Source organism: Pseudohalocynthiibacter aestuariivivens (assembly GCF_018457175.1).
In the GTDB taxonomy this organism is placed as follows: Bacteria; Pseudomonadota; Alphaproteobacteria; order Rhodobacterales; family Rhodobacteraceae; genus Pseudohalocynthiibacter; species Pseudohalocynthiibacter aestuariivivens.
In genome coordinates this window covers 68684-88911 of the sequence record NZ_JAGFNU010000005.1, presented here as the reverse complement: position 1 = coordinate 88911, position 20228 = coordinate 68684, and the positions used below count along the sequence as shown (strand labels likewise).

19 protein-coding genes are annotated in these 20228 nt (G+C 52.8%); 11 read left to right on the top strand and 8 right to left on the bottom strand.

Going from position 1 to position 20228, the window contains the following annotated elements; all coding sequences use genetic code 11:
• Positions 1-350: 350 nt before the first annotated feature.
• Complete coding sequence (locus J4E70_RS09225; RefSeq protein WP_213888815.1) at positions 351-701, top strand: hypothetical protein; 351 nt, start codon at positions 351-353, stop codon at positions 699-701.
• A gap of 16 nt (positions 702-717) precedes the next feature.
• Here the strand turns inward: J4E70_RS09225 and J4E70_RS09220 are convergent, their stop codons facing one another.
• Positions 718-978, bottom strand: coding sequence for a type II toxin-antitoxin system Phd/YefM family antitoxin (locus J4E70_RS09220; protein ID WP_213888814.1), 261 nt, complete (start codon positions 976-978; stop codon positions 718-720).
• 165 nt (positions 979-1143) lie between these two features.
• Here J4E70_RS09220 and J4E70_RS09215 point away from each other — a divergent pair, with 165 nt between their 5' ends.
• Positions 1144-1329, top strand: coding sequence for a CTP synthetase (locus J4E70_RS09215; protein ID WP_213888813.1), 186 nt, complete (start codon positions 1144-1146; stop codon positions 1327-1329).
• Here the strand turns inward: J4E70_RS09215 and J4E70_RS09210 are convergent.
• The gene (locus J4E70_RS09210) at positions 1321-2076 is read right to left on the bottom strand and encodes an alpha/beta fold hydrolase (protein WP_213888812.1); all 756 of its coding nucleotides are present in this window, start codon (positions 2074-2076) and stop codon (positions 1321-1323) included. The two genes, J4E70_RS09215 and J4E70_RS09210, sit on opposite strands and share 9 nt — an antisense overlap.
• Before the next feature lie 92 nt (positions 2077-2168).
• Between J4E70_RS09210 and J4E70_RS09205 the strand changes: the two genes are divergently transcribed.
• Positions 2169-2540 (top strand): hypothetical protein, encoded by a 372-nt coding sequence (locus J4E70_RS09205; protein WP_213888811.1) that lies wholly within the window; start codon positions 2169-2171, stop codon positions 2538-2540.
• Positions 2541-2591: 51 nt separating this feature from the next.
• On the opposite strand, the gene glyA is transcribed toward J4E70_RS09205, so the two are convergent.
• Positions 2592-3875, bottom strand: coding sequence for a serine hydroxymethyltransferase (gene glyA / locus J4E70_RS09200; RefSeq protein WP_213888810.1), 1284 nt, complete (start codon positions 3873-3875; stop codon positions 2592-2594).
• 176 nt (positions 3876-4051) lie between these two features.
• Here glyA and J4E70_RS09195 point away from each other — a divergent pair, with 176 nt between their 5' ends.
• A complete protein-coding gene (locus J4E70_RS09195) occupies positions 4052-4819 on the top strand; it encodes an NAD kinase (RefSeq protein WP_213888809.1) in 768 nt (255 codons plus the stop codon).
• Between the two features lie 5 nt (positions 4820-4824).
• On the opposite strand, the gene J4E70_RS09190 is transcribed toward J4E70_RS09195, so the two are convergent.
• The 4 genes from J4E70_RS09190 to J4E70_RS09175 all read right to left on the bottom strand — a co-directional run bounded on the left by J4E70_RS09190 (position 4825) and on the right by J4E70_RS09175 (position 12255).
• The gene (locus tag J4E70_RS09190; protein WP_247078937.1) at positions 4825-6213 is read right to left on the bottom strand and encodes a sigma-54-dependent transcriptional regulator; all 1389 of its coding nucleotides are present in this window, start codon (positions 6211-6213) and stop codon (positions 4825-4827) included.
• Position 6214: 1 nt separating this feature from the next.
• Positions 6215-7741 (bottom strand): ATP-binding protein, encoded by a 1527-nt coding sequence (locus J4E70_RS09185; protein ID WP_213888808.1) that lies wholly within the window; start codon positions 7739-7741, stop codon positions 6215-6217.
• A gap of 161 nt (positions 7742-7902) precedes the next feature.
• Entirely contained in the window at positions 7903-9798 is a 1896-nt protein-coding gene (gene prpE / locus J4E70_RS09180) for a propionate-CoA ligase PrpE (protein ID WP_213888807.1), read from the bottom strand.
• Positions 9799-9975: 177 nt separating this feature from the next.
• On the bottom strand, positions 9976-12255 hold the full coding sequence (locus J4E70_RS09175) for an NADP-dependent malic enzyme (protein ID WP_213888806.1): 2280 nt from the start codon (positions 12253-12255) through the stop codon (positions 9976-9978).
• 159 nt (positions 12256-12414) lie between these two features.
• Here J4E70_RS09175 and J4E70_RS09170 point away from each other — a divergent pair, with 159 nt between their 5' ends.
• The 7 genes from J4E70_RS09170 to J4E70_RS09140 all read left to right on the top strand — a co-directional run bounded on the left by J4E70_RS09170 (position 12415) and on the right by J4E70_RS09140 (position 19101).
• The gene (locus J4E70_RS09170) at positions 12415-13497 is read left to right on the top strand and encodes a cupin domain-containing protein (protein WP_213888805.1); all 1083 of its coding nucleotides are present in this window, start codon (positions 12415-12417) and stop codon (positions 13495-13497) included.
• A gap of 58 nt (positions 13498-13555) precedes the next feature.
• Positions 13556-13948 carry a cytidine deaminase gene (locus J4E70_RS09165; RefSeq protein WP_213888804.1) on the top strand — a complete coding sequence of 131 codons (393 nt, stop codon included), beginning with the start codon at positions 13556-13558 and terminating at the stop codon, positions 13946-13948.
• A gap of 3 nt (positions 13949-13951) precedes the next feature.
• On the top strand, positions 13952-15259 hold the full coding sequence (locus J4E70_RS09160; RefSeq protein ID WP_213888803.1) for a thymidine phosphorylase: 1308 nt from the start codon (positions 13952-13954) through the stop codon (positions 15257-15259).
• The gene (locus tag J4E70_RS09155) at positions 15256-16452 is read left to right on the top strand and encodes a phosphopentomutase (protein WP_213888802.1); all 1197 of its coding nucleotides are present in this window, start codon (positions 15256-15258) and stop codon (positions 16450-16452) included. The genes J4E70_RS09160 and J4E70_RS09155 overlap by 4 nt, the downstream gene beginning before the upstream one ends.
• The gene (locus J4E70_RS09150) at positions 16449-17444 is read left to right on the top strand and encodes an adenosine deaminase (protein ID WP_213888801.1); all 996 of its coding nucleotides are present in this window, start codon (positions 16449-16451) and stop codon (positions 17442-17444) included. Before J4E70_RS09155 ends, J4E70_RS09150 begins: the two co-directional genes overlap by 4 nt.
• Positions 17441-18073 carry a uracil phosphoribosyltransferase gene (gene upp / locus J4E70_RS09145; RefSeq protein WP_213888800.1) on the top strand — a complete coding sequence of 211 codons (633 nt, stop codon included), beginning with the start codon at positions 17441-17443 and terminating at the stop codon, positions 18071-18073. Before J4E70_RS09150 ends, upp begins: the two co-directional genes overlap by 4 nt.
• 65 nt (positions 18074-18138) lie before the next feature.
• A complete protein-coding gene (locus J4E70_RS09140) occupies positions 18139-19101 on the top strand; it encodes an SPOR domain-containing protein (RefSeq protein ID WP_213888799.1) in 963 nt (320 codons plus the stop codon).
• Between the two features lie 39 nt (positions 19102-19140).
• Here J4E70_RS09140 and J4E70_RS09135 read toward each other — a convergent pair whose 3' ends face one another.
• Positions 19141-20154 carry a hypothetical protein gene (locus tag J4E70_RS09135; protein ID WP_213888798.1) on the bottom strand — a complete coding sequence of 338 codons (1014 nt, stop codon included), beginning with the start codon at positions 20152-20154 and terminating at the stop codon, positions 19141-19143.
• Between the last annotated feature and the right edge of the window lie 74 nt (positions 20155-20228).

Below are 20228 nucleotides of genomic sequence, written 5' to 3'. Positions count from 1 at the left end.
GTTCGGCTATCTTACCACGACTATACAACCCCTGCGCAAGTTGTCTTGCTTCACTTCTACCTTATCTAGGAAATAAAACTCTAAGCACTCGTCTTCCAGAATCGCACTCAGTACTAGTTGCTACGCAACTGCTCAGAAGCAAGAGGACCTAGAGTTTATAGCCCGTGCCACGCACGGGCAGCGCCCGACCCGCCCCCATGGGCGGGCGCTTTCAGCACCCACCCTCGTGCCGGGCGCTGCCCTTTGATAGGTATTGATCGTTTCCGGGACTACGCTCACGCCCCCAGATTTTGCCGCAACCCCCATCCATGTTATTCTTCCCGCACAATAAAAACTCGGGGGACAAAACTATGGATTCAGCAACACGCGCTGCGATTGCGCTGGGACGCGGCAATCATTTCTTCAACGTCATGCGCACCGCGCTTTTCGTGCTGTTTGGCACGCTCGTCCTGATCGCAACAACGGATACGGGGCCTTATGACCTTGCCCTTGGTGCGGTTATCGTTAGCGCAGCGCTTTACGGCGGGCTTGCGGGGGACTCTGCCCTGCGCGACCTGACCGCCATTAACAAGGACATGAACGAAGAAGACGCCGCCAGCAACTTTGGCCGCTCTGCCAATGGCGCCCCGATGATGCTTTACCGCGTGATTACCGCGCTGGTCTACATCGTCATGGCGCTGGCACAGCTGAACGCGCTCTGACAAAAGCAGGGGTCGCCTAGAACAACAGCGACCCCTTCATTATGTCTTTCATCAGGATCAGCGCCTTGCCGGGGCGGCGCCCTGTCTCTGGGTCTTTCGGGCCCAAAAGCTCGTCATCCACCTTGTCCTGAATGCGCCAGAAATCCTTCATCGGCACAAGGGCCGCCGACGGTTTGCCGTGCCGCGCGATGATCACCGACACCCCGCCATGTTCCGCCGCCCCCAGCAGTTTTGTCAGCTGTGGCCTGACATCTGTGACGTTGACCCGCATAAACATGAAAACCCCCTTTAAAGATCTCAAAATCAGGGGGTATTTTTGTTTAAAGAGTTTAAAGAAATCGTGTTGTGGGCGTTCGTTACCCCATCTGACGCAGATCAAAGACATCGGCTGTGCCCGTCATATGATCCGCCCGAAACGCGTATTTTGAACGGAGTATTATTTATGTTTCGCTTGGCTCTTTTCTTGTTTTCCATGGTCGCAACCAGCCTTGCGGGCACGGGTGTTATCATTGCGCTTGTATCTGGACATGACACATTAATGCCAATCCTCTACAGTGCGGCAGCCGGATTTATTGCTGCAATTCCAGTGACTTACGTTATCGCAAGGAAGATAACAGAGCTACGCTAGAAACGCCTGCATTGCGGCCTCGAACTCGCGTGGTTTATCTGCGTGAAGCCAGTGGCCCGCACCCGGTATTTTCGCGAATTTTGCGTTTGGAAACAGTGCCTTGATCTGTGGCCGATACTCTGGCCGTACATAGTCGGACTCTGCCCCGGACAAAAATAGCGTAACCCCCTGAAATGCCACGGTTGTTTCGGGAAAGCCAATGATTTTTGGCATTTCGGTTTCCAGTGTGTTCAGATTAAGACGCCATTTTTTCTCTTTAATATCAAGTGATTGTAGCAAGAAGGCGCGTATGCCAGCTTCGGGTATTTGTTCCGCTAGCATCTGGTCTGCGTCAGAGCGTTTTTCGACCCTCTCCAAATCCAGATCCCGCATCGGTTTGATGTATTGAATCTGTGTGTGAGAGTAGGCGACAGGGGAAATATCGGCGACGATCAACTTATTGATAAGATAGGGATATTTTAGCGCAAGGATCATAGATGCCTTGCCACCCATCGAATGGCCCACCACATCCATAGGCGCGCCGTGCGACTCTATCACCTCGGCCAGATCATCGGCCATATCGTGGTAGCTTTGCGTTTTAAACCAAGGGCTTAACCCATGGTTGCGCATGTCAACGCTAAGAACCTGCCGCCCTTCGGACATCCGTTTCGCAATCACACCCCAATTGCGCGCAGAACCATAAAGCCCATGCGCGATCAACAGCTTAGGTTTGTCAGTCTCAGAACCGGTCACAATCGTATTAAGCATGGTTTTTCATACCCTTTTGCGACTTTGGCTACCAGACCTATTGAGGCAAACCAATCCACACGCTAAACCTTGTGTGACAAAAGGGTGTAGTTATGGATATCGGGTCAGTTCAGGCCAAGGCAGACGAGATTTATGAGCTGATGGGCGAACGGTTGACCGCTCGCGGCAGTAATCTTGTTTCGCGCACCCAAAAAGCGGGCCGTTTGTTGCCGCGCCGCATCCGAAAGGAAGCGCTCTATCTTGGTGAAGCAGCCAAGCAGGCGGAGAATCCGAAGTTAATGAAAATCTTGGATTATCAGCGTGTTAACGTGGCATTTCGCGCCTGTTTGCATTATCTGAAATCGATCAACGTCGCTGCGCGTCGGCGGGAATTGTTGCTTGGTATTCTGGGTAGCATAGGGATAGCCGTGTTCGTTATTTCAGGTCTTGGGATATTTGTACTGACCTGGCGTGGCTATCTGTAACATCTTGGCAAAACCCGACCCCAACCGTTCTGGTTAGGGTCGGGAGAGCATTTAGAGGTTCGGGTACAATGGAAACTTCGCACACAGTTCTGCGACTTTTGTTTTGACGGCGTCCTCAGCGGCTGTGTTGTTGTCTTCGCCGTTGGCGGCAAGGCCGTCGACCACCTCGACAATCCAGTCAGCGATCAGGCGGAACTCGGCCTCGCCAAAGCCGCGGGTGGTGCCGGCGGGCGTGCCAAGGCGGATGCCTGACGTTACCATCGGTTTTTCCGGGTCAAACGGAATACCGTTCTTGTTGCAGGTGATCCGCGCGCGCTCCAGCGCCTTTTCGGTCGCGTTGCCCTTCACGCCTTTGGGACGCAGATCGACCAGCATCAAGTGAGTGTCGGTACCGCCTGTGACAATATCAAGCCCGCCCTTGCTCAGCTGATCCGCCAGCGCCACCGCATTGGCACGCACCTGTTTCTGGTAGGTCTTGAACTCAGGCCGCAGCGCCTCGCCAAAGGCCACCGCCTTGGCGGCAATCACATGCATCAGCGGGCCACCCTGAATGCCGGGGAAGATCGCAGAATTCACTTTCTTTGCGATATCTTCATCATTTGTCAGGATCATACCACCACGCGGGCCGCGCAGGGTTTTATGCGTCGTTGTGGTCGCCACATCGGCATAAGGAAAAGGAGAGGGATGTTCGCCGGCGGCAACAAGCCCGGCAAAATGCGCCATATCCACCATAAGGTAGGCGCCCACGCTGTCCGCAATCTCGCGGAAGCGGGCAAAATCAATCTGCCGCGGAATGGCAGAGCCACCGGCGATGATCAGCTTTGGCTGGTGTTCGCTCGCAAGCGCCTGAATCTGATCATAGTCGATCAGGTTATCCTCTTTGCGCACGCCATACTGAATGGCGTGGAACCATTTGCCAGACTGGTTCGGGGCCGCGCCATGGGTGAGGTGCCCGCCGCTGGCAAGGTTCATGCCCAGGATCGTGTCACCGGGTTTGATCAGCGCCTGAAACGCGCCCTGGTTGGCCTGGCTGCCGGAATTTGGCTGTACATTTGCGAACTCACAGCCAAACAACTGCGTCGCCCGGTCAATCGCCAGGGTCTCGGCCACGTCAACATACTGGCAGCCACCGTAGTAACGACGCCCGGGGTAGCCTTCGGCGTATTTGTTTGTCAGCACAGAGCCCTGCGCCTCCATCACCGCAGCCGAAACAATGTTCTCAGACGCGATCAGCTCAATCTCGTCGCGCTGACGGCCAAGCTCCGACGTGATCGACGCATAAAGCTCAGGATCACGGGAACTCAATGATTCAGTGAAAAAACCAGGGTTAGACATACAGACATCTCCTTGAGACGGGTCAAAAACTGGCTGCGTTGTAACTGAGTTGTTAACTAATCTGAACCACATAAAGCGACTGAAAGGGCGGTAGGGGCGTCATATTTCGTCATGGATGCGGTCTTGTGTTTCCAATCGGAGCGGGTGAAGACTGTAGAAAACAAAGGGCGCCGAAAATGACGGGTCATCTTAAAATCGCTTTTGCGGCGAACGATTCAGAGATTGCGCAGGATAGTTGTGCTCGGTTGTGTGAGCGCTACGGCAATAATTCTCCTGAAACAGCAGATGTGATTGTGGCCTTGGGGGGTGATGGTTTCATGCTGTCTACCTTGCATGAAACCCAACATCTGACAGTTCCCGTTTATGGAATGAACCGGGGAACTGTCGGATTTCTGATGAATGAATACCACGAAGATGACTTGCCTGAACGTCTGGAGACTGCGGAAGAAGAGGTCATCAACCCTTTAAGTATGCACGCAGAGTGCCGTAACGGTGATGTTCATGAGGCGTTGGCGATCAACGAAGTATCCCTGCTTCGGGCTGGTCCGCAGGCGGCCAAATTGCGCATTACGGTCGATGGTAAACTTCGCATGCCGGAACTTGTCTGTGATGGGGCGCTTTTATGTACACCGGCTGGATCAACCGCCTACAACTATTCGGCGCACGGCCCAATTCTGCCGATCGGCGCAGATGTGCTTGCGCTGACGGCAATGGCGGCTTTTCGACCACGGCGCTGGCGTGGCGCATTGCTGCCAAAAACCGCGAGGGTTAAGATTGAGGTATTGGAAGCCGCGAAACGCCCGGTCATGGCAGATGCTGACAGCCGCTCGGTCAGAGATGTTGTGATTGTTGATATTAAAAGCGAATCCAGTATCGAACACCGAATTTTGTTTGATCCCGGTCACGGGCTGGAGGAGCGTTTGATCCGTGAGCAGTTCGTCTGAGAGGTCTAGGTTTTAATTTTCTCCCAGGTTGCGATTTTCCGATAGAGCGTTGACGGCGAAACATCGAGCACCCGCGCGGCCTTTGGAATACTCCCCCCGTGCTGCTCAAGGGTTTCCTTGATTACGAGGTATTCTATTTCGCTCAGGGATTTTCCGATCAGGCCGTCCAGCATCACCGGTGGATTGCCAGGTTGTTCAGGCGCAGCCTTTGTAGGGTTCATAAGTTCTAGTTCATGGTGAATATCAACAGGCAGCATAGATCGGGTTACGATTTTTGCATCATTCAGAACGACGACATTCCGAACAACGTTCAGAAGCTGGCGTACATTTCCCGGCCAAACCATACGCCGGAACAACATTTTAACTTCCTCGGAAAAGGTCTCAAACGCGCGGTTTTCCTCTTTGGAGAACCTGTGCAATGCGTCATTTGCAATTTCGATCACGTCTTCGGCTCGTTCCCGCAACGGCGGAAGGTGAATTGGGACGACGTGCAAACGGTAATAGAGATCTTTACGAAACTCGCCTCGTTGAACCTGTTCCAGCGGGTCACGGTTCGTGGCGCAGACGATGCGAACATTGACTTTACGTGCCCTGACAGAACCAACCGGGTTAATCATTGAAGTTTGCAGAAACCTGAGCAGCTTTGTTTGAAGATTGAGGTCCATCTCGCAGATTTCGTCAAGGAACAATGTTCCACCATCGGCTGCAGCAGCAGCCCCCGGTTTATCTGCGATTGCACCCGTGAAAGACCCACGCAAATGGCCGAAGACTTCGGATTCCAGGAGATCAGAAGGAATAGCGCCACAATTTAGCGGAATAAACGGCCCTGAGGCGCGATCTGACAGGCTGTGAATGGCTTGGGCGCAGATTTCTTTACCGGTACCACTTTCACCCGAGATGAAAACTGTTGCCATCGAACCAGCGACTGTGCGGGTGTTGGAATAGACCTTCTTCATCGCCTCAGAAGTGCCGATAAAGCCATTGATCGGATCCAGATTTTTGGATGGAGCCGTTTCGGTTTTTTTCCGCGCCGCCTCGGCAAGGGCATTTTCAATTGCGTAAAGGAAACGCTGTTCGTTGAACGGTTTAAGAAGAAACTCATATGCACCTGCGCGCATTGCTTCAACAGCACGATTTATCGAACCATTGGCGGTTATGACAATAAATCTGGTTGTCGGGTTCGCAGCAAGGCAATCTTTCATCAGCTCGAGACCGTCACGGTCTGGCAGCAATAAATCAAGAAGAACCACGTTTGGCTTAAGTTTCAAGAAATTATCAAGTCCGCCCGCTGCGGTTTCTTCTGTCTGAACTTCGTAACCTGCGTTGCGCAGGACAGATTCATAGACCATCTGCAGGGACGGCGTGTCTTCGATAAGCAAAAGTGGTTTTTCCACTTTATGAACCCTTTTCTTTCGACATTTCCGAGGCGATCCGATCGATTAAGTGGTTCAAATTTCGTTCCGCTTCCTGACCCAATGCCAGAACAGCTGATTCATCTTGCAAATGTGCAGCCGAATTCAGGGCCTCGGCTTGTCTTTGCAAACGATCAGCGCCGACTGCGCCGGCTAAGGAAATTAAGACATGTGTCTGTCCACGTAGGTTTGGTAAATCCAGTTCCGGGACTGCATTGGAAAGCGCGTCACTGATGTTGCTGAGATCGCTGTGTAGCCTGTTAAGCAATTCCTTTGCACCCTCTGGACCAGAGATTTCCAATAGATGATTCAGGCGTGTCTCGTCCAGCGTTGGCCGTGCGACAGCTTGTTCGTCGATTGGAATGCTACCTTCTGCCAATCGTAACAGAGATGCAATGGATTGGCCGAATGTTTCGATGCTCAAAATTGGTTTCGCAAGTATGCGATTGGCACCTGCGTCATAGATTGCATCCCTGTTTGCGCGAAGCACAAACGCGGTGACAGCGAGTATCGGCAAATCTCGAAGTTCGGTCATCTGACTGCGAACGTGGCGCATTACATCAATGCCAGAGAGTCGCGGCATATCAATGTCAATCAGAGCAATGTCAAAACTTTCCCGCTCTAACCAGTTCAGAGCCTCAATTCCGTCAATTGCGATCTCGTATTCTGCACCCATTGTTTGCAACATCTGGGCAATGATCAGCTGATTGGTTTCGTTGTCTTCAGCGACCAGGACTCTAACGTTTGACAAGTCCGGCAGGGGGTATTCTCCCTGGACAGCCGTCGCATAGTGCCAGGCTTTGGCAGGCAGTTCCAGCGTCACAATCGCGCCATTCGATCCGTTTGAAACCTGAATGGTCCCACCCATACGGTCGGCTATGTCTTTGGCTATGTGAAGACCCAAGCCAGTGCCGGGTTTCTCTGTATTATAGGGGCGACCGTGCAGATTATAGAGCTTTGAAAGCGCTTCGTCAGAAAAGCCGGGCCCGTCGTCGTGCAACGAAAACCTTAGAATGTTCCCATCGGCCAATGACGTTTCCATTCGCACAACACCCTTGTCGGTGTACTTAAACGCATTGCTAAGAAGATTTGACAAAATACGTTCCAGACCCAACCTGTCAGTTGAAATCACTGCAGGAACGTCGGGATCAATACTCAGTGTAAATTCCAGACCCTTTGCTTTCGCACGCCCAGACCAGCGAAGCTCTACATCATTTAACAACCGATGCAGGTGCAGGTTTGCGAAAACCGATTCTGTCCCTGACAGTCCGTCGGTAACCAAGTTCAGGGCATCTTCGACTAATCGCGCCAGAATTTCACCAGAAGTTCGTATCCGTTCAAGCTGAAGACGGGTTTCTGGGTCGATCTTTGAGTGATCAACCAAGCGAAGCCCACCTATTACGTCAAACACTGCCGATCTGATGTCATGCGTAAGCAGGTTCAGCCGGGTCGCGCCGTCAGGGTCGGCGGCACCAAAAAAGGATTTGGCTTTTTGGCTATTGTCCGTCAACAAACCACTGCTTTCAAAATGAAGGTGGTGAACGACGGATCGATGTTTCCCTTTAGCAACATGAACACACTGATAAATCAGAACACAAGAGCATCCAACTAGTCTATAAGTCACCTTTAAATCAAGCCCGCGCGTTTAAACCCAGGCAATTGCGCGAAAAGTTACTTACTTTTTGAATAGCCCACAGTAACAAGAGCATCGCGAATCTCGTCCAAAATTACCGGGTCATCGATAGTTGCAGGCATTTTGAATTCTTCACCGTCAGCAATCTTGACCATCGTTGCGCGCAGGATTTTACCTGATCGCGTTTTGGGCAAACGATCCACGACAACAGCCAGTTTGAAGGCAGCGACTGGGCCTATCTTTTCGCGTACCAGTTTGACGCATTCAGAGACAACTTCGGCCTGATCACGTCCGGAACCGGTGTTCAGACATAAAAAACCCATGGGCAATTGCCCTTTGAGTTGGTCTGTAACTCCAATCACAGCGCATTCACCAACGTCGGGATGGCTGGCAAGGACTTCTTCCATTCCACCTGTCGATAGCCGATGTCCCGCAACGTTAATGACGTCGTCCGTACGCGCCATGATGTAAAGGTAGCCGTCTTCGTCTTTGTACCCAGCATCTCCTGTTTCATAGTACCCGGGGAAGGTGGTCAGATAAGATGAATGATACCGTGCCTCTGCGTTCCACAAAGTTGGCAAGGTTCCGGGTGGCAAGGGAAGCTTTACTGCAATGGCACCCATTTCGCCCACAGGCATTTCATTGCCACCTTCATCAAGTATCTGGACATCATAACCAGGCATTGCGACCGAAGGAGAGCCAAGTTTGATTGGCAATTCCTCGATTCCCACAGGGTTAGCCGCAATTGCCCAGCCTGTTTCTGTCTGCCACCAATGGTCGACCACGGGAACGCCAAGTTTTTCTTGTGCCCAGACAATCGTATCGGGGTCTGCGCGTTCGCCAGCCAGGAACAATGTCCTGAGCCCAGAGAGGTCGTATTTGTCGAGAAAATCGCCTGATGGGTCTTCACGCTTGATTGCTCGAAAGGCTGTTGGTGCTGTGAACAGCACCTTAACATCGTGATCCTGAATAACGCGCCAGAAAGTGCCCGCGTCAGGTGTGCCAACGGGTTTGCCTTCAAAAACGATTGTTGTGTTGCCATGAATTAAGGGCCCATAGCAAATATAGCTGTGTCCAACGACCCAACCCACATCAGAGGCTGCCCAGAACACTTCACCCGGTTCCATTCCATAGATGTTGCTCATAGTCCAGTTAAGGGCGACGAGCTGACCTGCAGTGTGGCGGATCACGCCTTTGGGCTGGCCAGTGGTACCAGAGGTATACAGAATGTAGGAAGGATGGTTGCCAGCGACAGGAACGCATTCCGCAGGATCAACGTCGTATTGGAAGGCGTGCCAGTCGAAGTCAAACCCTTCGTTAAGCTTTGCAACTTCCTGCTCGCGTTGGAAAATCACACAGAACTCGGGTTTGTGCTTTGCTTCAGCAACGGCACCCTCCAGCAAGGGTTTATAATGCACCACGCGCCCAGGTTCGATCCCGCAAGAGGCGGCAATTATGGCTTTTGGTTTGCAATCATCAATGCGCACTGCAAGCTCGTTCGCTGCAAAACCGCCAAATACAACAGAGTGCACTGCGCCAAGCCGCGCACATGCCAGCATAGCCTCAAGTGCTTCAGGAACCATCGGCATGTAGATGATGACCCGGTCACCTTTTTCGACACCCATGGCGCGTAGCGCACCGGCCAGAGACGCAACTCTGTCACGTAGTTCAAGGTAAGAGATTTCATGCTTGGTATGCGTAACAGGGCTATCGTAGATGATTGCGGTCCGGTCCCCATTTCCTGCTTCTACATGACGATCCACAGCATTCCAGCAGGTGTTTACTTCAGCGTCTGCAAACCATTCGTAGATCGGAGCTTTGTCATCAAACAACGCTTTGGAGGGAGGCTTCACCCAATCAATGTTTTGGGCGGCGTCCATCCAGAACCCTTCGGGGTCAGATTTCCATCCTTCGTAAACACTTCTGTAGGTCATTTTCTCTCCTCCGTATACGACTGCATGCCGTGCTTATGTGTTACGCGCACCCACTTGCCTGCAACAAGCCCGACTCCTGCGCCGCATTGACGCCGCTAGCGCTAAAGTCAAACCCAGCTAAGTAACAATATTGCTAAAAAACGTGCGCGCAATCCATGAAATTACGCAGAGACCTTGTTATCCGTAATGAGCGACAGGTGTTCCGGCAATTGCTGACATATTCAGCAGCCCTCGGGCTGTGATCGAAGGGGTTACAATATGGGCGCGATTCCCCATTCCCATAAGTATGGGGCCGACTTCCAGCCCGCCGCCTTTCATCTTCAGGATGTTGCGTGTTGCACTTGCGGCATCGGTATTCGCGAATATAAGCGCGTTAGCGGCACCCGATAGTCGGGAGTTTGGGAAAATCCTATTGCGAAGAGTCTCATCAAGGGCTGCGTCCGTATGCATTTCGCCTTCATAAGAAAAATCCAACTTCTGCGCATCCAATATCTTTAACGCCTCGCGCATTAAGTTGCCGGAAGTAGAGTCTAAATTGCCGAATTGAGAGTTGGAGCAAAGTGCCACTTTGGGTGCCAGTCCGAACCGTCGCACATGGCGTGCTGTTGCAATTATATTTTCGGCAATTTGCTTGGCTGTTGGTTCCGAATGAATATGTGTGTCCGCGATGAACAAGGGCCCATCCTCAAGCACCATCAGGGACAGCGCGCCGACCGGGTGCAGGTTTGTGTTCCCCAGCAATTGCTGGACGTAATTCAGGTGCCACAGGTATTGACCGAAAGTACCACAAATCATGCTGTCCGCTTCTTCGCGGTGAACCATAACGGCACCAATTGCGGTTGTGTTCGTGCGCAAGATTGCCTTGGCCAGGTCGGGTGTCACACCCTTCCTTTGCATTACTTCATGATAGGTATTCCAGTAATCCCGATAGCGCGGGTCACGTTCCGGGTTTACCAGATCAAAATCGCGGCCCGGACGGATTGACAGGCCCGCACGTTTGCAGCGGCGCTCGATAACATCTGGTCGCCCGATAAGGATCGGCTTGTCTGTCGTTTCTTCCAGCATCGCATTTGCTGCGCGTAGCACACGTTCGTCTTCACCTTCGGTAAAGACAATTTTGCGCATCGCGGTCGCTGCGGCCTCAAATACTGGCCGCATAATAAGTGCCGACCGGAAGACAGAGCCATCAAGTTTGGTTTTGTAAGCCTTCAGATCTTCCACAGGTCTTGTGGCAATGTCGGTTTCCATTGCAGCCTTTGCAACAGCGCTCGCAACCACACCCATCAATCTCGGATCAAAAGGTTTCGGGATCAGATAGTCCGCCCCGAAGGTCATTTGTTCGCCTTTGTAAGCTGCAGCGGCTTCTGCAGAAGTTGTGGCGCGGGCAAGAGCCGCAATTCCGTCAACGCAGGCGATTTGCATGTCGTCGTTGATTTCTGTTGCACCTACGTCGAGCGCGCCGCGGAATATGAACGGGAAGCACAGAACATTGTTAACCTGATTTGGATAGTCAGAACGCCCGGTTGCGATGATTGCATCCGGCGCAACTTTGCGCACGTCATCTGGCATAATTTCCGGCGTTGGGTTGGCAAGGGCAAAGACGATGGGGCGCTTGGCCATTTTAGCAACCATTTCGGGTTTTAGAACACCCGGACCGGAAAGGCCCAGAAAGAGATCTGCCCCTTCTATCGCCTCGGCCAATGTACGCAGCTCGGTTTTTTGAGCGTAGCACTCTTTTTGTGGTGTCATTTCTTCGGTCCGGCCTTCGTAAACCAGCCCTGCAATGTCGACCAGCCAGACGCTTTCCCGCTTTACCCCAAGTTTTAGCAGCATATTGAGACACGCGATCCCGGCGGCACCACCACCTGTGGAAACGATTTTAATATCTTCAAACTTTTTACCGGTAACCCTCAATGCATTTGTTGCAGCTGCCCCAACCACAATTGCTGTTCCGTGCTGATCATCATGGAAAACCGGTATGTTCATCCGTTCGCGGCAAATTTTTTCGACAATAAAACAATCCGGGGCTTTGATATCTTCTAGGTTTATTGCCCCAAAGGTTGGCTCCATTGCACAGACGATATCTGCCATTTTGTATGGATCTGGCTCGTTCAGCTCGATATCGAAGCAGTCGATATTTGCGAATTTTTTGAAGAGAACGGCCTTACCTTCCATGACTGGCTTTGACGCGAGACCACCAATGTTTCCAAGCCCCAAAACGGCCGTCCCGTTTGTAACGACGGCAACCAGATTTCCACGTGCCGTATAACGGCTTGCTGTTGTCGGGTCAGCTTTGATCTCCAGACAGGCTTCTGCAACGCCCGGTGAATAGGCGAGTGCTAGGTCGCGGCCGTTCGCCATTGGTTTCGTTGCTCTTACTTCCAGTTTTCCTGGTTTGGGAAATTCGTGATAGTTCAGTGCCGCCTGTTTGGTGTTGTCAATTCGCGAGTCTGGCATAGAAATTCTCTCCCCAAAAAAGATAGTTTAATATTAAACTAATCTGCAAGCGACTGCTAGTCCTCTGTTGTCCTAGCGCCTATTCGTGCATCTTGCAAATTTTCAAAGCAATGCGCATTCTGCCGCAAGCGTCAGGAGCATGCGTCGGAAGGAACCAGGATGGCAAAAATACGCGCAGAAATCAGATTGCCGACGCAAGAGCTGCGCGAGGATATCCCGTTTTTTACGAAAACGCTGAAAATGCGAATGGATATGATCTATCCTGCTGACAATCCGCAGGTCGCAGTTTTCTCTGGCCATGGTCTCAGGCTGCGGATTGAGAAAGATGCGCCAGAATCTCCCGGAACATTGCGAATACTGACTGACGATCCAAATGGTTTTGCTGAAGGAACGCGCCTATTGACTGCGCCAAACGGCACACGCGTGGAAATAGACGAACTCAATCCACCTCTTGTGATGCCAGAAACCGATCACGCCTTTGTTGTACGTCGGTTGGCCGATCAGGCGCCCTGGATCATTGGCCGTGCCGGGATGCAGTATCGTGATCTCATTCCATCGCGACTGGGTGGGTCGATCATTGCCAGTCATATCCGTATTCCCGATGGTGGCCCCGTTCCGGATATGGTCCATTTTCACAAGGTCGGCTTTCAGTTGATCTTCTGCATACGCGGATGGGTGGATGTGGTTTACGAAGATCAGGGGCCTCCTATTCGGTTGCGGGCCGGAGACTGCTTTATCCAACCTCCGGAAATCCGGCATCGGGTGCTTTATGCCAGCGACAATATCGAAGTTGTTGAAATAGGTGTCCCAGCCGAGCATGTGACCGAAATTGACCATGAGATGAAGCTTCCAACAATGCATTTGCGGCCAATGCGTGAATGGGATGGTCAGCGGTTCGTGTACAACGAAGCTGACAAAGCAGTTTGGGCACCATTCCGTCTGCCGGGCTTTGAAAGCCGCGACACGACGATTGCCGAAAACACAAAAAACGTTGCCGGTGTGCATGTCATAAGGCGTTCTGAAGGAGCGCCAGTCTGGGCGACACATGATTGCGATATACATTTCAGCTTTGTGATGTCTGGTACAATGACCCTGGAAGGCGAAGGAAAAGAGCCGTTCGACCTTTCAGCAGGGGACGCTTTTGTAATTCCTCCAGGAATGAAAACACGTTATTCCAACCCGTCACCGGATATTGAACTCATGGAAGTTTCGTTGCCCGGCGTATTTACAACTACGATGTGACGGGTTGCATCCGGCTGCGTCCGCAGGCAGATTTGACCAGACGTTAAAGGAGGCCAAAATGAATTTGCTAGACGCCGCAAACGCGGTGCGTGAAAACGCCTACGCGCCTTATTCAAAATTTAAGGTCGGGGCTGCTCTCAGAACCGGAAATGGCAATGTTTTTGTTGGCTGCAACGTTGAAAACGTCGCATCCCCAGAAGGCACCTGTGCGGAAGCGGGTGCAATTGCGGCAATGGTCGCCGCTGGCGAAGGGGTAATAAAGGAAATTACGGTTGTTGCCGATAGCCCATTACCAGTACCGCCCTGTGGTGGATGTCGTCAAAAAATCATGGAATTTGCCAGTCCAGAGGTTCCCGTAACCATGGCGACGGTCAGTGGTGAAACCCTGACCCTGAAAGTTTCAGTTCTGCTGCCGGGCAGTTTTGGCGCTGAACACGTGGTTCGCAGTTGATACATGGATGCACGCAGCATCATTACCGCATTGCGTTTTGGCCAACCCCTTTCGCGACCAGAAATCGAATGGTTTGCCAAAGGGCTTGCCTCGGGTGCTGTGACTGACGCCCAGGCTGGTGCATTCGCTATGGCTGTATGTCTGAACGGGTTGGGGGAACAGGGTCGTGTCGTGCTGACAGAAGCGATGCGCGACAGTGGCGATATTTTGAAATGGGACTTGCCCGGAACAGTGCTCGATAAGCATTCGACCGGCGGGGTTGGTGATAGCGTATCTTTAATGCTCGCTCCGGCGCTGGCAGCCTGCGGGGCCTATGTCCCGATGATTTCGGGGCGCGGATTGGGGCATACTGGCGGCACGCTTGATAAGTTAGAGGCGATACCGGGTTTAGCAACAGAAGTTGATGAACCAAGCCTGCGTAGGATGTTGGATGAATTCGGTTGCGCCATCGTTAGTGCGACGGGTCAGATTGCCCCTGCTGACAAGCGTCTTTATGCGGTCCGCGACGTCACGGCGACAGTCGAAAGCATTGATCTGATCACAGCTTCGATTTTGTCGAAAAAGCTGGCTGCGGGGCTGGAAGGATTGGTGCTTGATGTGAAATGCGGCTCTGGTGCCTTTATGAAATCAATGGAAGAGGCGCAGACGCTTTCCAAAGCGCTGGTTAGTACGGCAAACGGGGCGGGGTGCGCTGCGACTGCGCTGATCACCGACATGAACCAGCCGCTTGCAAGCACCGCTGGAAATGCGCTTGAGGTGTCTGAATGTATGACAGTGTTTGAGGGAATGCTGGAAAGCCCGCTTGCCGAACTGACTTGCATTCTTGGCGGAGCGCTGCTCGCATTGGGCGGGCTTGCCCCAAACGAACGCGTGGGACGCGAGATGATCCAAGGGTCAATCGCCAATGGGCAAGCAGGCGAACGCTTTGGTAAAATGGTTGCGTTTCTTGGTGGGCCAAGGGATTTCCTTGAAAACTGGCGCGCCTGTCTTCCTACCGCTCCCGTGGCCGTCGATGTTTTTGCTGAATTCTCTGGAATTGTTCAGGCGATTGACACACAGATAGTTGGCATGGCCGTTGTTCATTTAGGTGGCGGAAGGCTTAGAGGTGGTGACCGGATCGAGCCGGCAGTCGGTCTGTCTAACATCATAAGGCTGGGTGCATCCGTAGATTCAGAAACCCCGCTCGCACGTGTTCATGCGCTAAGCAAAGAAGATGCGCAGCGGGCCGCGAGTATAATTCGTGATGCGGTCGTCCTGGGAGATGCGCCGGTTCAGCCACCACCACTCATTTACGAAAGGATCGTTCAATGAGCCGGGCTTTCCTGGTTGTCCTGGATTCTGTGGGTTGCGGCGGCGCGCCGGACGCTACGGCCTTTGGCGATGAGGGGGCCAACACACTCGCACATATTGCTCAGGCTTGTGCCGCGGGGCAGGCGGAAGAGGGCCGCAGCGGGCCGCTGCACCTGCCAAACCTAGATGCGCTTGGGCTTGGGGCAGCCATCCGGCTTGCCTCGGGCGAGGAAACGCCGGGTTTGCAGGCAGAGCCAACAGGCCTTTGGGGCGCCGCAACTGAAGTGTCGAAAGGCAAAGATACGCCTTCCGGGCACTGGGAAATCGCGGGCGTTCCGGTGCCATGGGACTGGCACTACTTCCCCAGAACAGATCCGGTCTTTCCTGAAGAGTTACTGCTCGATATATGCGTTGCTGCGGGCGTTGGTGGCACCTTGGGCAACCGGCATGACGCGGGTACCGCGATCATCGCGGAACAGGGGGCTCGCCATATGAAAACGGGTTGGCCGATTTGTTATACATCTGCCGACAGCGTCTTGCAGATTGCAGCGCATGAGGAAATTTTTGGTTTGGAGCGATTGCTGAAGCTTTGTCAGGATATCGCCCCGCAGTTACATGCCATGAAAGTCGGCCGGGTGATTGCACGCCCGTTTATCGGGTCGCCTGACACTGGATTTACCCGCACGACAAATCGGCGCGACTTTGCGATACCCCCACCATCTCCAACGCTATGCAACTGGGTGCAAGACGCAGGGGGGCATGTGTATGCGATTGGAAAGATTGGTGATATTTTCTCCATGCAAGGCATTGATGAGGTGCGTAAAGGCAGTGACGAGGTGCTGATGAAACACCTGTTTGACCTGCTCGACGATGCCGAGGGCGGCAGCCTGACCTTTGCGAACTTTGTGGAGTTTGACAGCAAGTATGGCCACAGGCGGGATGTGTCTGGCTATGCACGTGCGCTCGAAGGGTTCGATGCACGGGTGCCGACAATAATCAGCAAGCTGCGGCCCGATGATTTGCTGTTGTTTACAGCGGATCACGGAAATGACCCGACCTGGCGGGGCACTGATCACACACGCGAGAGGGTGCTGGTGCTTGGTTATGGCGTTGGGTCAAAAGCAATTGGCCTTTGTGGTTTTTCCGACATTGGTGTCAGTGTAGCCACGCATCTGGGAGTTCAGGCCAAGGGACCAGGCCGGAGCTTTTTATGAGCGATTCTGCGTATGGTAATTTTCCGAAGGTCGAACTTCATCTTCATCTTGAGGGGGCCGCCCCACCAGCGTTTATCCGCGGGCTGGCAAAAGAAAAGAATATTGATATTCATCGAATATTTGACGATGCGGGCAACTACGCGTTTGGCAATTTCACGCAGTTTTTGCAGGTGTATGAAGCTACCGTCGAAACGTTGAAAACGCCGGAAGACTATCACCGGCTCACACTTGCCATGCTAGAGCAAAGCGCAGTACAGGGTGTGATTTACACCGAGACTTTTCTGTCACCTGATTTCTGTGGGGGCGGAGAGGTGGCCGCCTGGCGCGAATTCCTTCAGGCAATCAAAGAGGCGGCTGACATAGCCGAAACCCGCGACGGTATTATCATGCGCGGTATCGTGACAGCTGTGCGCCATCTCGGGCCAGACAAAGCGAAAGCCGCTGCATTATGTGCAGCGGAAACCGTTGGGGATTGGCTTGTCGGTTTTGGAATTGGCGGCGACGAGCGTATTGGAAGACTAAAGGATTTTTCATGGTCTTTTGATCTGGCTCGTGAGGCAAAACTCCACCTTACTGCTCACGCGGGAGAATGGGGTGGCCCCGAGTCGGTTAGGGACGCGCTCAGCCTTGGCGTTGAACGCATCGGTCACGGAGTGCGTGCAATAGAGGATTTGGCACTTGTCGATCATCTGGCGGAGAATGAAATTGTTCTTGAGGTTTGCCCGGGCTCAAACATCGCGCTTGGGCTTTATCCCGACTGGCAACATCACCCGATAGAACGATTGATGGAGCGTGGGGTTAAGGTTACAGTTTCAACAGATGACCCGCCATTTTTCCATACAACGATGAGCTATGAATTTGAACGTCTTGCCGATAGTTACGGTTGGGACGACGACGTTTTGAGAACCTTGAACGAAACTGCGACAGGCGTTGCCTTTTGCGATGAACCAACACGCGCGCGCCTGATGAAAAAACTGGAGCAATACCAATGACCAAACACCTGACAATCGTGAAACATCCACTGGTACAACACAAACTGACCTTGATGCGACAGGTTGATACACCGACAGCCGTGTTCCGCCAGTTGCTACGTGAGATCAGCCAGTTGCTCGCCTACGAAATTACGAGCGAACTGGATATGACTACAAAACATATAAACACTCCGCTTCAGGAAATGGATGCCCCGGTCCTTGCCGGCAAGAAGCTCGCGCTCATCTCTATCTTGCGTGCGGGGAATGGTCTGTTGGATGGTGTGCTGGAGCTTATACCTTCTGCGCGTGTCGGTTTTGTTGGGCTTTATCGGGATGAGAAAACACTTTTACCGATACAATATTACTTCAAAGTTCCTACAGAGCTTGAAGACAGGATAGTTATTACTGTTGACCCGATGTTGGCCACGGGAAATTCGTCGGTTGCGGCAATTGATCTGCTGAAAAAGGCTGGTGCGAACAACATCCGTTTCATGTGTTTGTTGGCTGCCCCCGAAGGTGTCCAGCGTATGAAAGAAGCACATCCGGACGTGCCGATCGTCACAGCAGCAGTAGATGAAAAGTTGAATGACCATGGATATATTGTACCCGGACTAGGGGATGCGGGTGACCGCATGTATGGTACTAAATAAGCGAACAATCCCTTTACTAATTATGCATTGTGCGGCATCCTTCCACAATATCTTGTGGGGCACACATGCAGGCATATTTTGTTCTCTTTGTAGCGGTCGTTTTTTCGACCTTTTTTGGCGTAAGTGCTGAAGCACAGTCTTTACGTGATTCAAATGGGCCGGCGGAGTACCCGCCTGCCAGCTACCAAGGTCGGCAGTATGTAGATAGCAAAGGTTGTGTTTTCGTGCGCGCCGGGGTTGGGGACGGCGTTAACTGGGTGCCGCGTGTAACGCGTGGCAGACAAGTTATTTGCGGCCAAACCCCAACATTGGCGCGGCGTACGCCTGCCGCGCAAGCGACCACCCCTGCAAGATCAGTAGAGACAAGAGCGCAGACGACAACATCCACACCTGTTGCTACGGCGACACCGACCAGACGCGTACAGGCTGTGCGACAACGCCAAGTTGTTCAGGTCGTTCCGGTTCGGGAAGCAACGCCAACATCGGTCCAAGCCAACGCGGCGGTAAATCAGGTGCCTCGGAGTATCAGTATTCCTCGAGGGTATCAGGCGGTTTGGGAAGATGACCGTCTGAACCCACTCAGAGGGGTTGGAACAGAGTTGGGGCAAGCGCAGATGGAGCGGGTTTGGACAAACACTGTTCCGCGAAGGCTTGTTAACCCGACATCGACAACCGGGCAAACTGTCGTTACACGCAGAGCGTCGAACATCGTGACAGCAGATGCATCGGTTTTGCATGCGTCGACCCGCAGAGTGCAAACACAACCCGCGTCGACAACAACGCAAAGCACCGAGGGGCGGGCATATCGATACGTACAAGTTGGCCGTTTTGTGACCGCACAAGATGCTCAGAGCGCTGCCTCACGTTTGCAAAGTTCAGGGTTGCCCGCGCGGATTGGCAGAACGCAGCGCGATGGCCAGACGTTACGCGTGGTTCTTGCAGGACCTTTTCAGGAAAGATCTGCCTTAAACGCAGCATTGCAGCGCGCGCAATCAATTGGTTTCAAAAACGCGTTTCCAAGACGTTAGGTTTCTGAATTTCTGCTTAGTTCACGTTCGGCGACAGTCCTATTCTTCGCAGATGTTCTGCAAACTTATCCAGTCTCCATCGCTCAGGACTGGTCGCGATGTGTTGCTGCGAAATGGGTCTGCTTCAATCAGCCCAATCGTGGTTTCCCCCGATACATCAACTGCATAAGCATATGGTGATGATCGAAGTTCGGCCGCTTCAAACAATGCAAGCAAGGCTTCATCCGGCAACTTCGATTTCGGGATCGTCAAAAATGTTTCCGCGTAGTTTGCCAGAGTTTCATTTGGAATGCTTCCGGTCGTTAACAAGCGAAAGCTTGTTATAGGGCCTGTCGCTTTCAGCAGCCGTTCCAAAGGATCTTCCAATTGGCTGCGAAGCGCTTCTGCCAGTATGTAGCCCGCAACAACCTCAGGATCTTCGTGATCCTCCACGAGCGCACGGTTCATCAGGATGTAGCCACCGGGCAGATGTTCTGACACTGAAACGCCAGACCGGACGACGACAAGCTTCCGACCTTCTGGCAACAGGCGCGCACGCAGTCTGTTTAGCGCTTGATCGCCAAGTTCAGAGCTACAGGTGTCCCCAGTCAGTCGGCGAATATTCGTCCGAAGGCGTTGGCCAATTTCGGCACGTTTTACGTCAGGCACAACAGCTGCCGCTTGACGTACCAAAGCACCGGGTAACCATAAAAACGCCAATGCCGACACGGTCGCAATGCTGACACCCAACGCGATCAGTCGCAGCCGGCCCGGGTGCGGCGTGTTTCGTGACAACGCGCGGCGAATTTTTTCGATCGCCTGGATCATTGTTTCGTCGTCCAGTTCCAGAATTTCAATAGCTTCTGGATCCGGAGAGAACATTGCAGGCCGTTTTCCGGGATTTAGCCGTGAAACGGCGGGCAGCGACCAATGTGCAAGCGCTGTTTCATTCTGGTCCGACAGCACCAATGTTGCATCCCCGAAAGAGACGACGACCTCGCGTTTTTGGTGCTCTGGCGATGCGCGCCAAAGCCCAGTGCTTTCCAATCGATCATATTTCGATAGCGCCGTCATGATGCCGGACGGGCCCTGCCTGTTGCTGCTTGATTACTAGGAAACAGACTACTCCAGAGTGCGCGGTTTCACAA

Bases quoted from the DNA above. Each gene is read 5' to 3' on its own strand.
- J4E70_RS09225 (WP_213888815.1), top strand. From the start codon at position 351: ATGGATTCAGCAACACGCGCTGCGATTGCGCTGGGACGCGGCAATCAT.
- J4E70_RS09220 (WP_213888814.1), bottom strand. From the start codon at position 978: ATGTTTATGCGGGTCAACGTCACAGATGTCAGGCCACAGCTGACAAAA.
- J4E70_RS09215 (WP_213888813.1), top strand. From the start codon at position 1,144: ATGTTTCGCTTGGCTCTTTTCTTGTTTTCCATGGTCGCAACCAGCCTT.
- J4E70_RS09210 (WP_213888812.1), bottom strand. From the start codon at position 2,076: ATGCTTAATACGATTGTGACCGGTTCTGAGACTGACAAACCTAAGCTG.
- J4E70_RS09205 (WP_213888811.1), top strand. From the start codon at position 2,169: ATGGATATCGGGTCAGTTCAGGCCAAGGCAGACGAGATTTATGAGCTG.
- glyA (WP_213888810.1), bottom strand. From the start codon at position 3,875: ATGTCTAACCCTGGTTTTTTCACTGAATCATTGAGTTCCCGTGATCCT.
- J4E70_RS09195 (WP_213888809.1), top strand. From the start codon at position 4,052: ATGACGGGTCATCTTAAAATCGCTTTTGCGGCGAACGATTCAGAGATT.
- prpE (WP_213888807.1), bottom strand. From the start codon at position 9,798: ATGACCTACAGAAGTGTTTACGAAGGATGGAAATCTGACCCCGAAGGG.
- J4E70_RS09175 (WP_213888806.1), bottom strand. From the start codon at position 12,255: ATGCCAGACTCGCGAATTGACAACACCAAACAGGCGGCACTGAACTAT.
- J4E70_RS09170 (WP_213888805.1), top strand. From the start codon at position 12,415: ATGGCAAAAATACGCGCAGAAATCAGATTGCCGACGCAAGAGCTGCGC.
- J4E70_RS09165 (WP_213888804.1), top strand. From the start codon at position 13,556: ATGAATTTGCTAGACGCCGCAAACGCGGTGCGTGAAAACGCCTACGCG.
- J4E70_RS09160 (WP_213888803.1), top strand. From the start codon at position 13,952: ATGGATGCACGCAGCATCATTACCGCATTGCGTTTTGGCCAACCCCTT.
- J4E70_RS09155 (WP_213888802.1), top strand. From the start codon at position 15,256: ATGAGCCGGGCTTTCCTGGTTGTCCTGGATTCTGTGGGTTGCGGCGGC.
- J4E70_RS09150 (WP_213888801.1), top strand. From the start codon at position 16,449: ATGAGCGATTCTGCGTATGGTAATTTTCCGAAGGTCGAACTTCATCTT.
- upp (WP_213888800.1), top strand. From the start codon at position 17,441: ATGACCAAACACCTGACAATCGTGAAACATCCACTGGTACAACACAAA.
- J4E70_RS09140 (WP_213888799.1), top strand. From the start codon at position 18,139: ATGCAGGCATATTTTGTTCTCTTTGTAGCGGTCGTTTTTTCGACCTTT.
- J4E70_RS09135 (WP_213888798.1), bottom strand. From the start codon at position 20,154: ATGACGGCGCTATCGAAATATGATCGATTGGAAAGCACTGGGCTTTGG.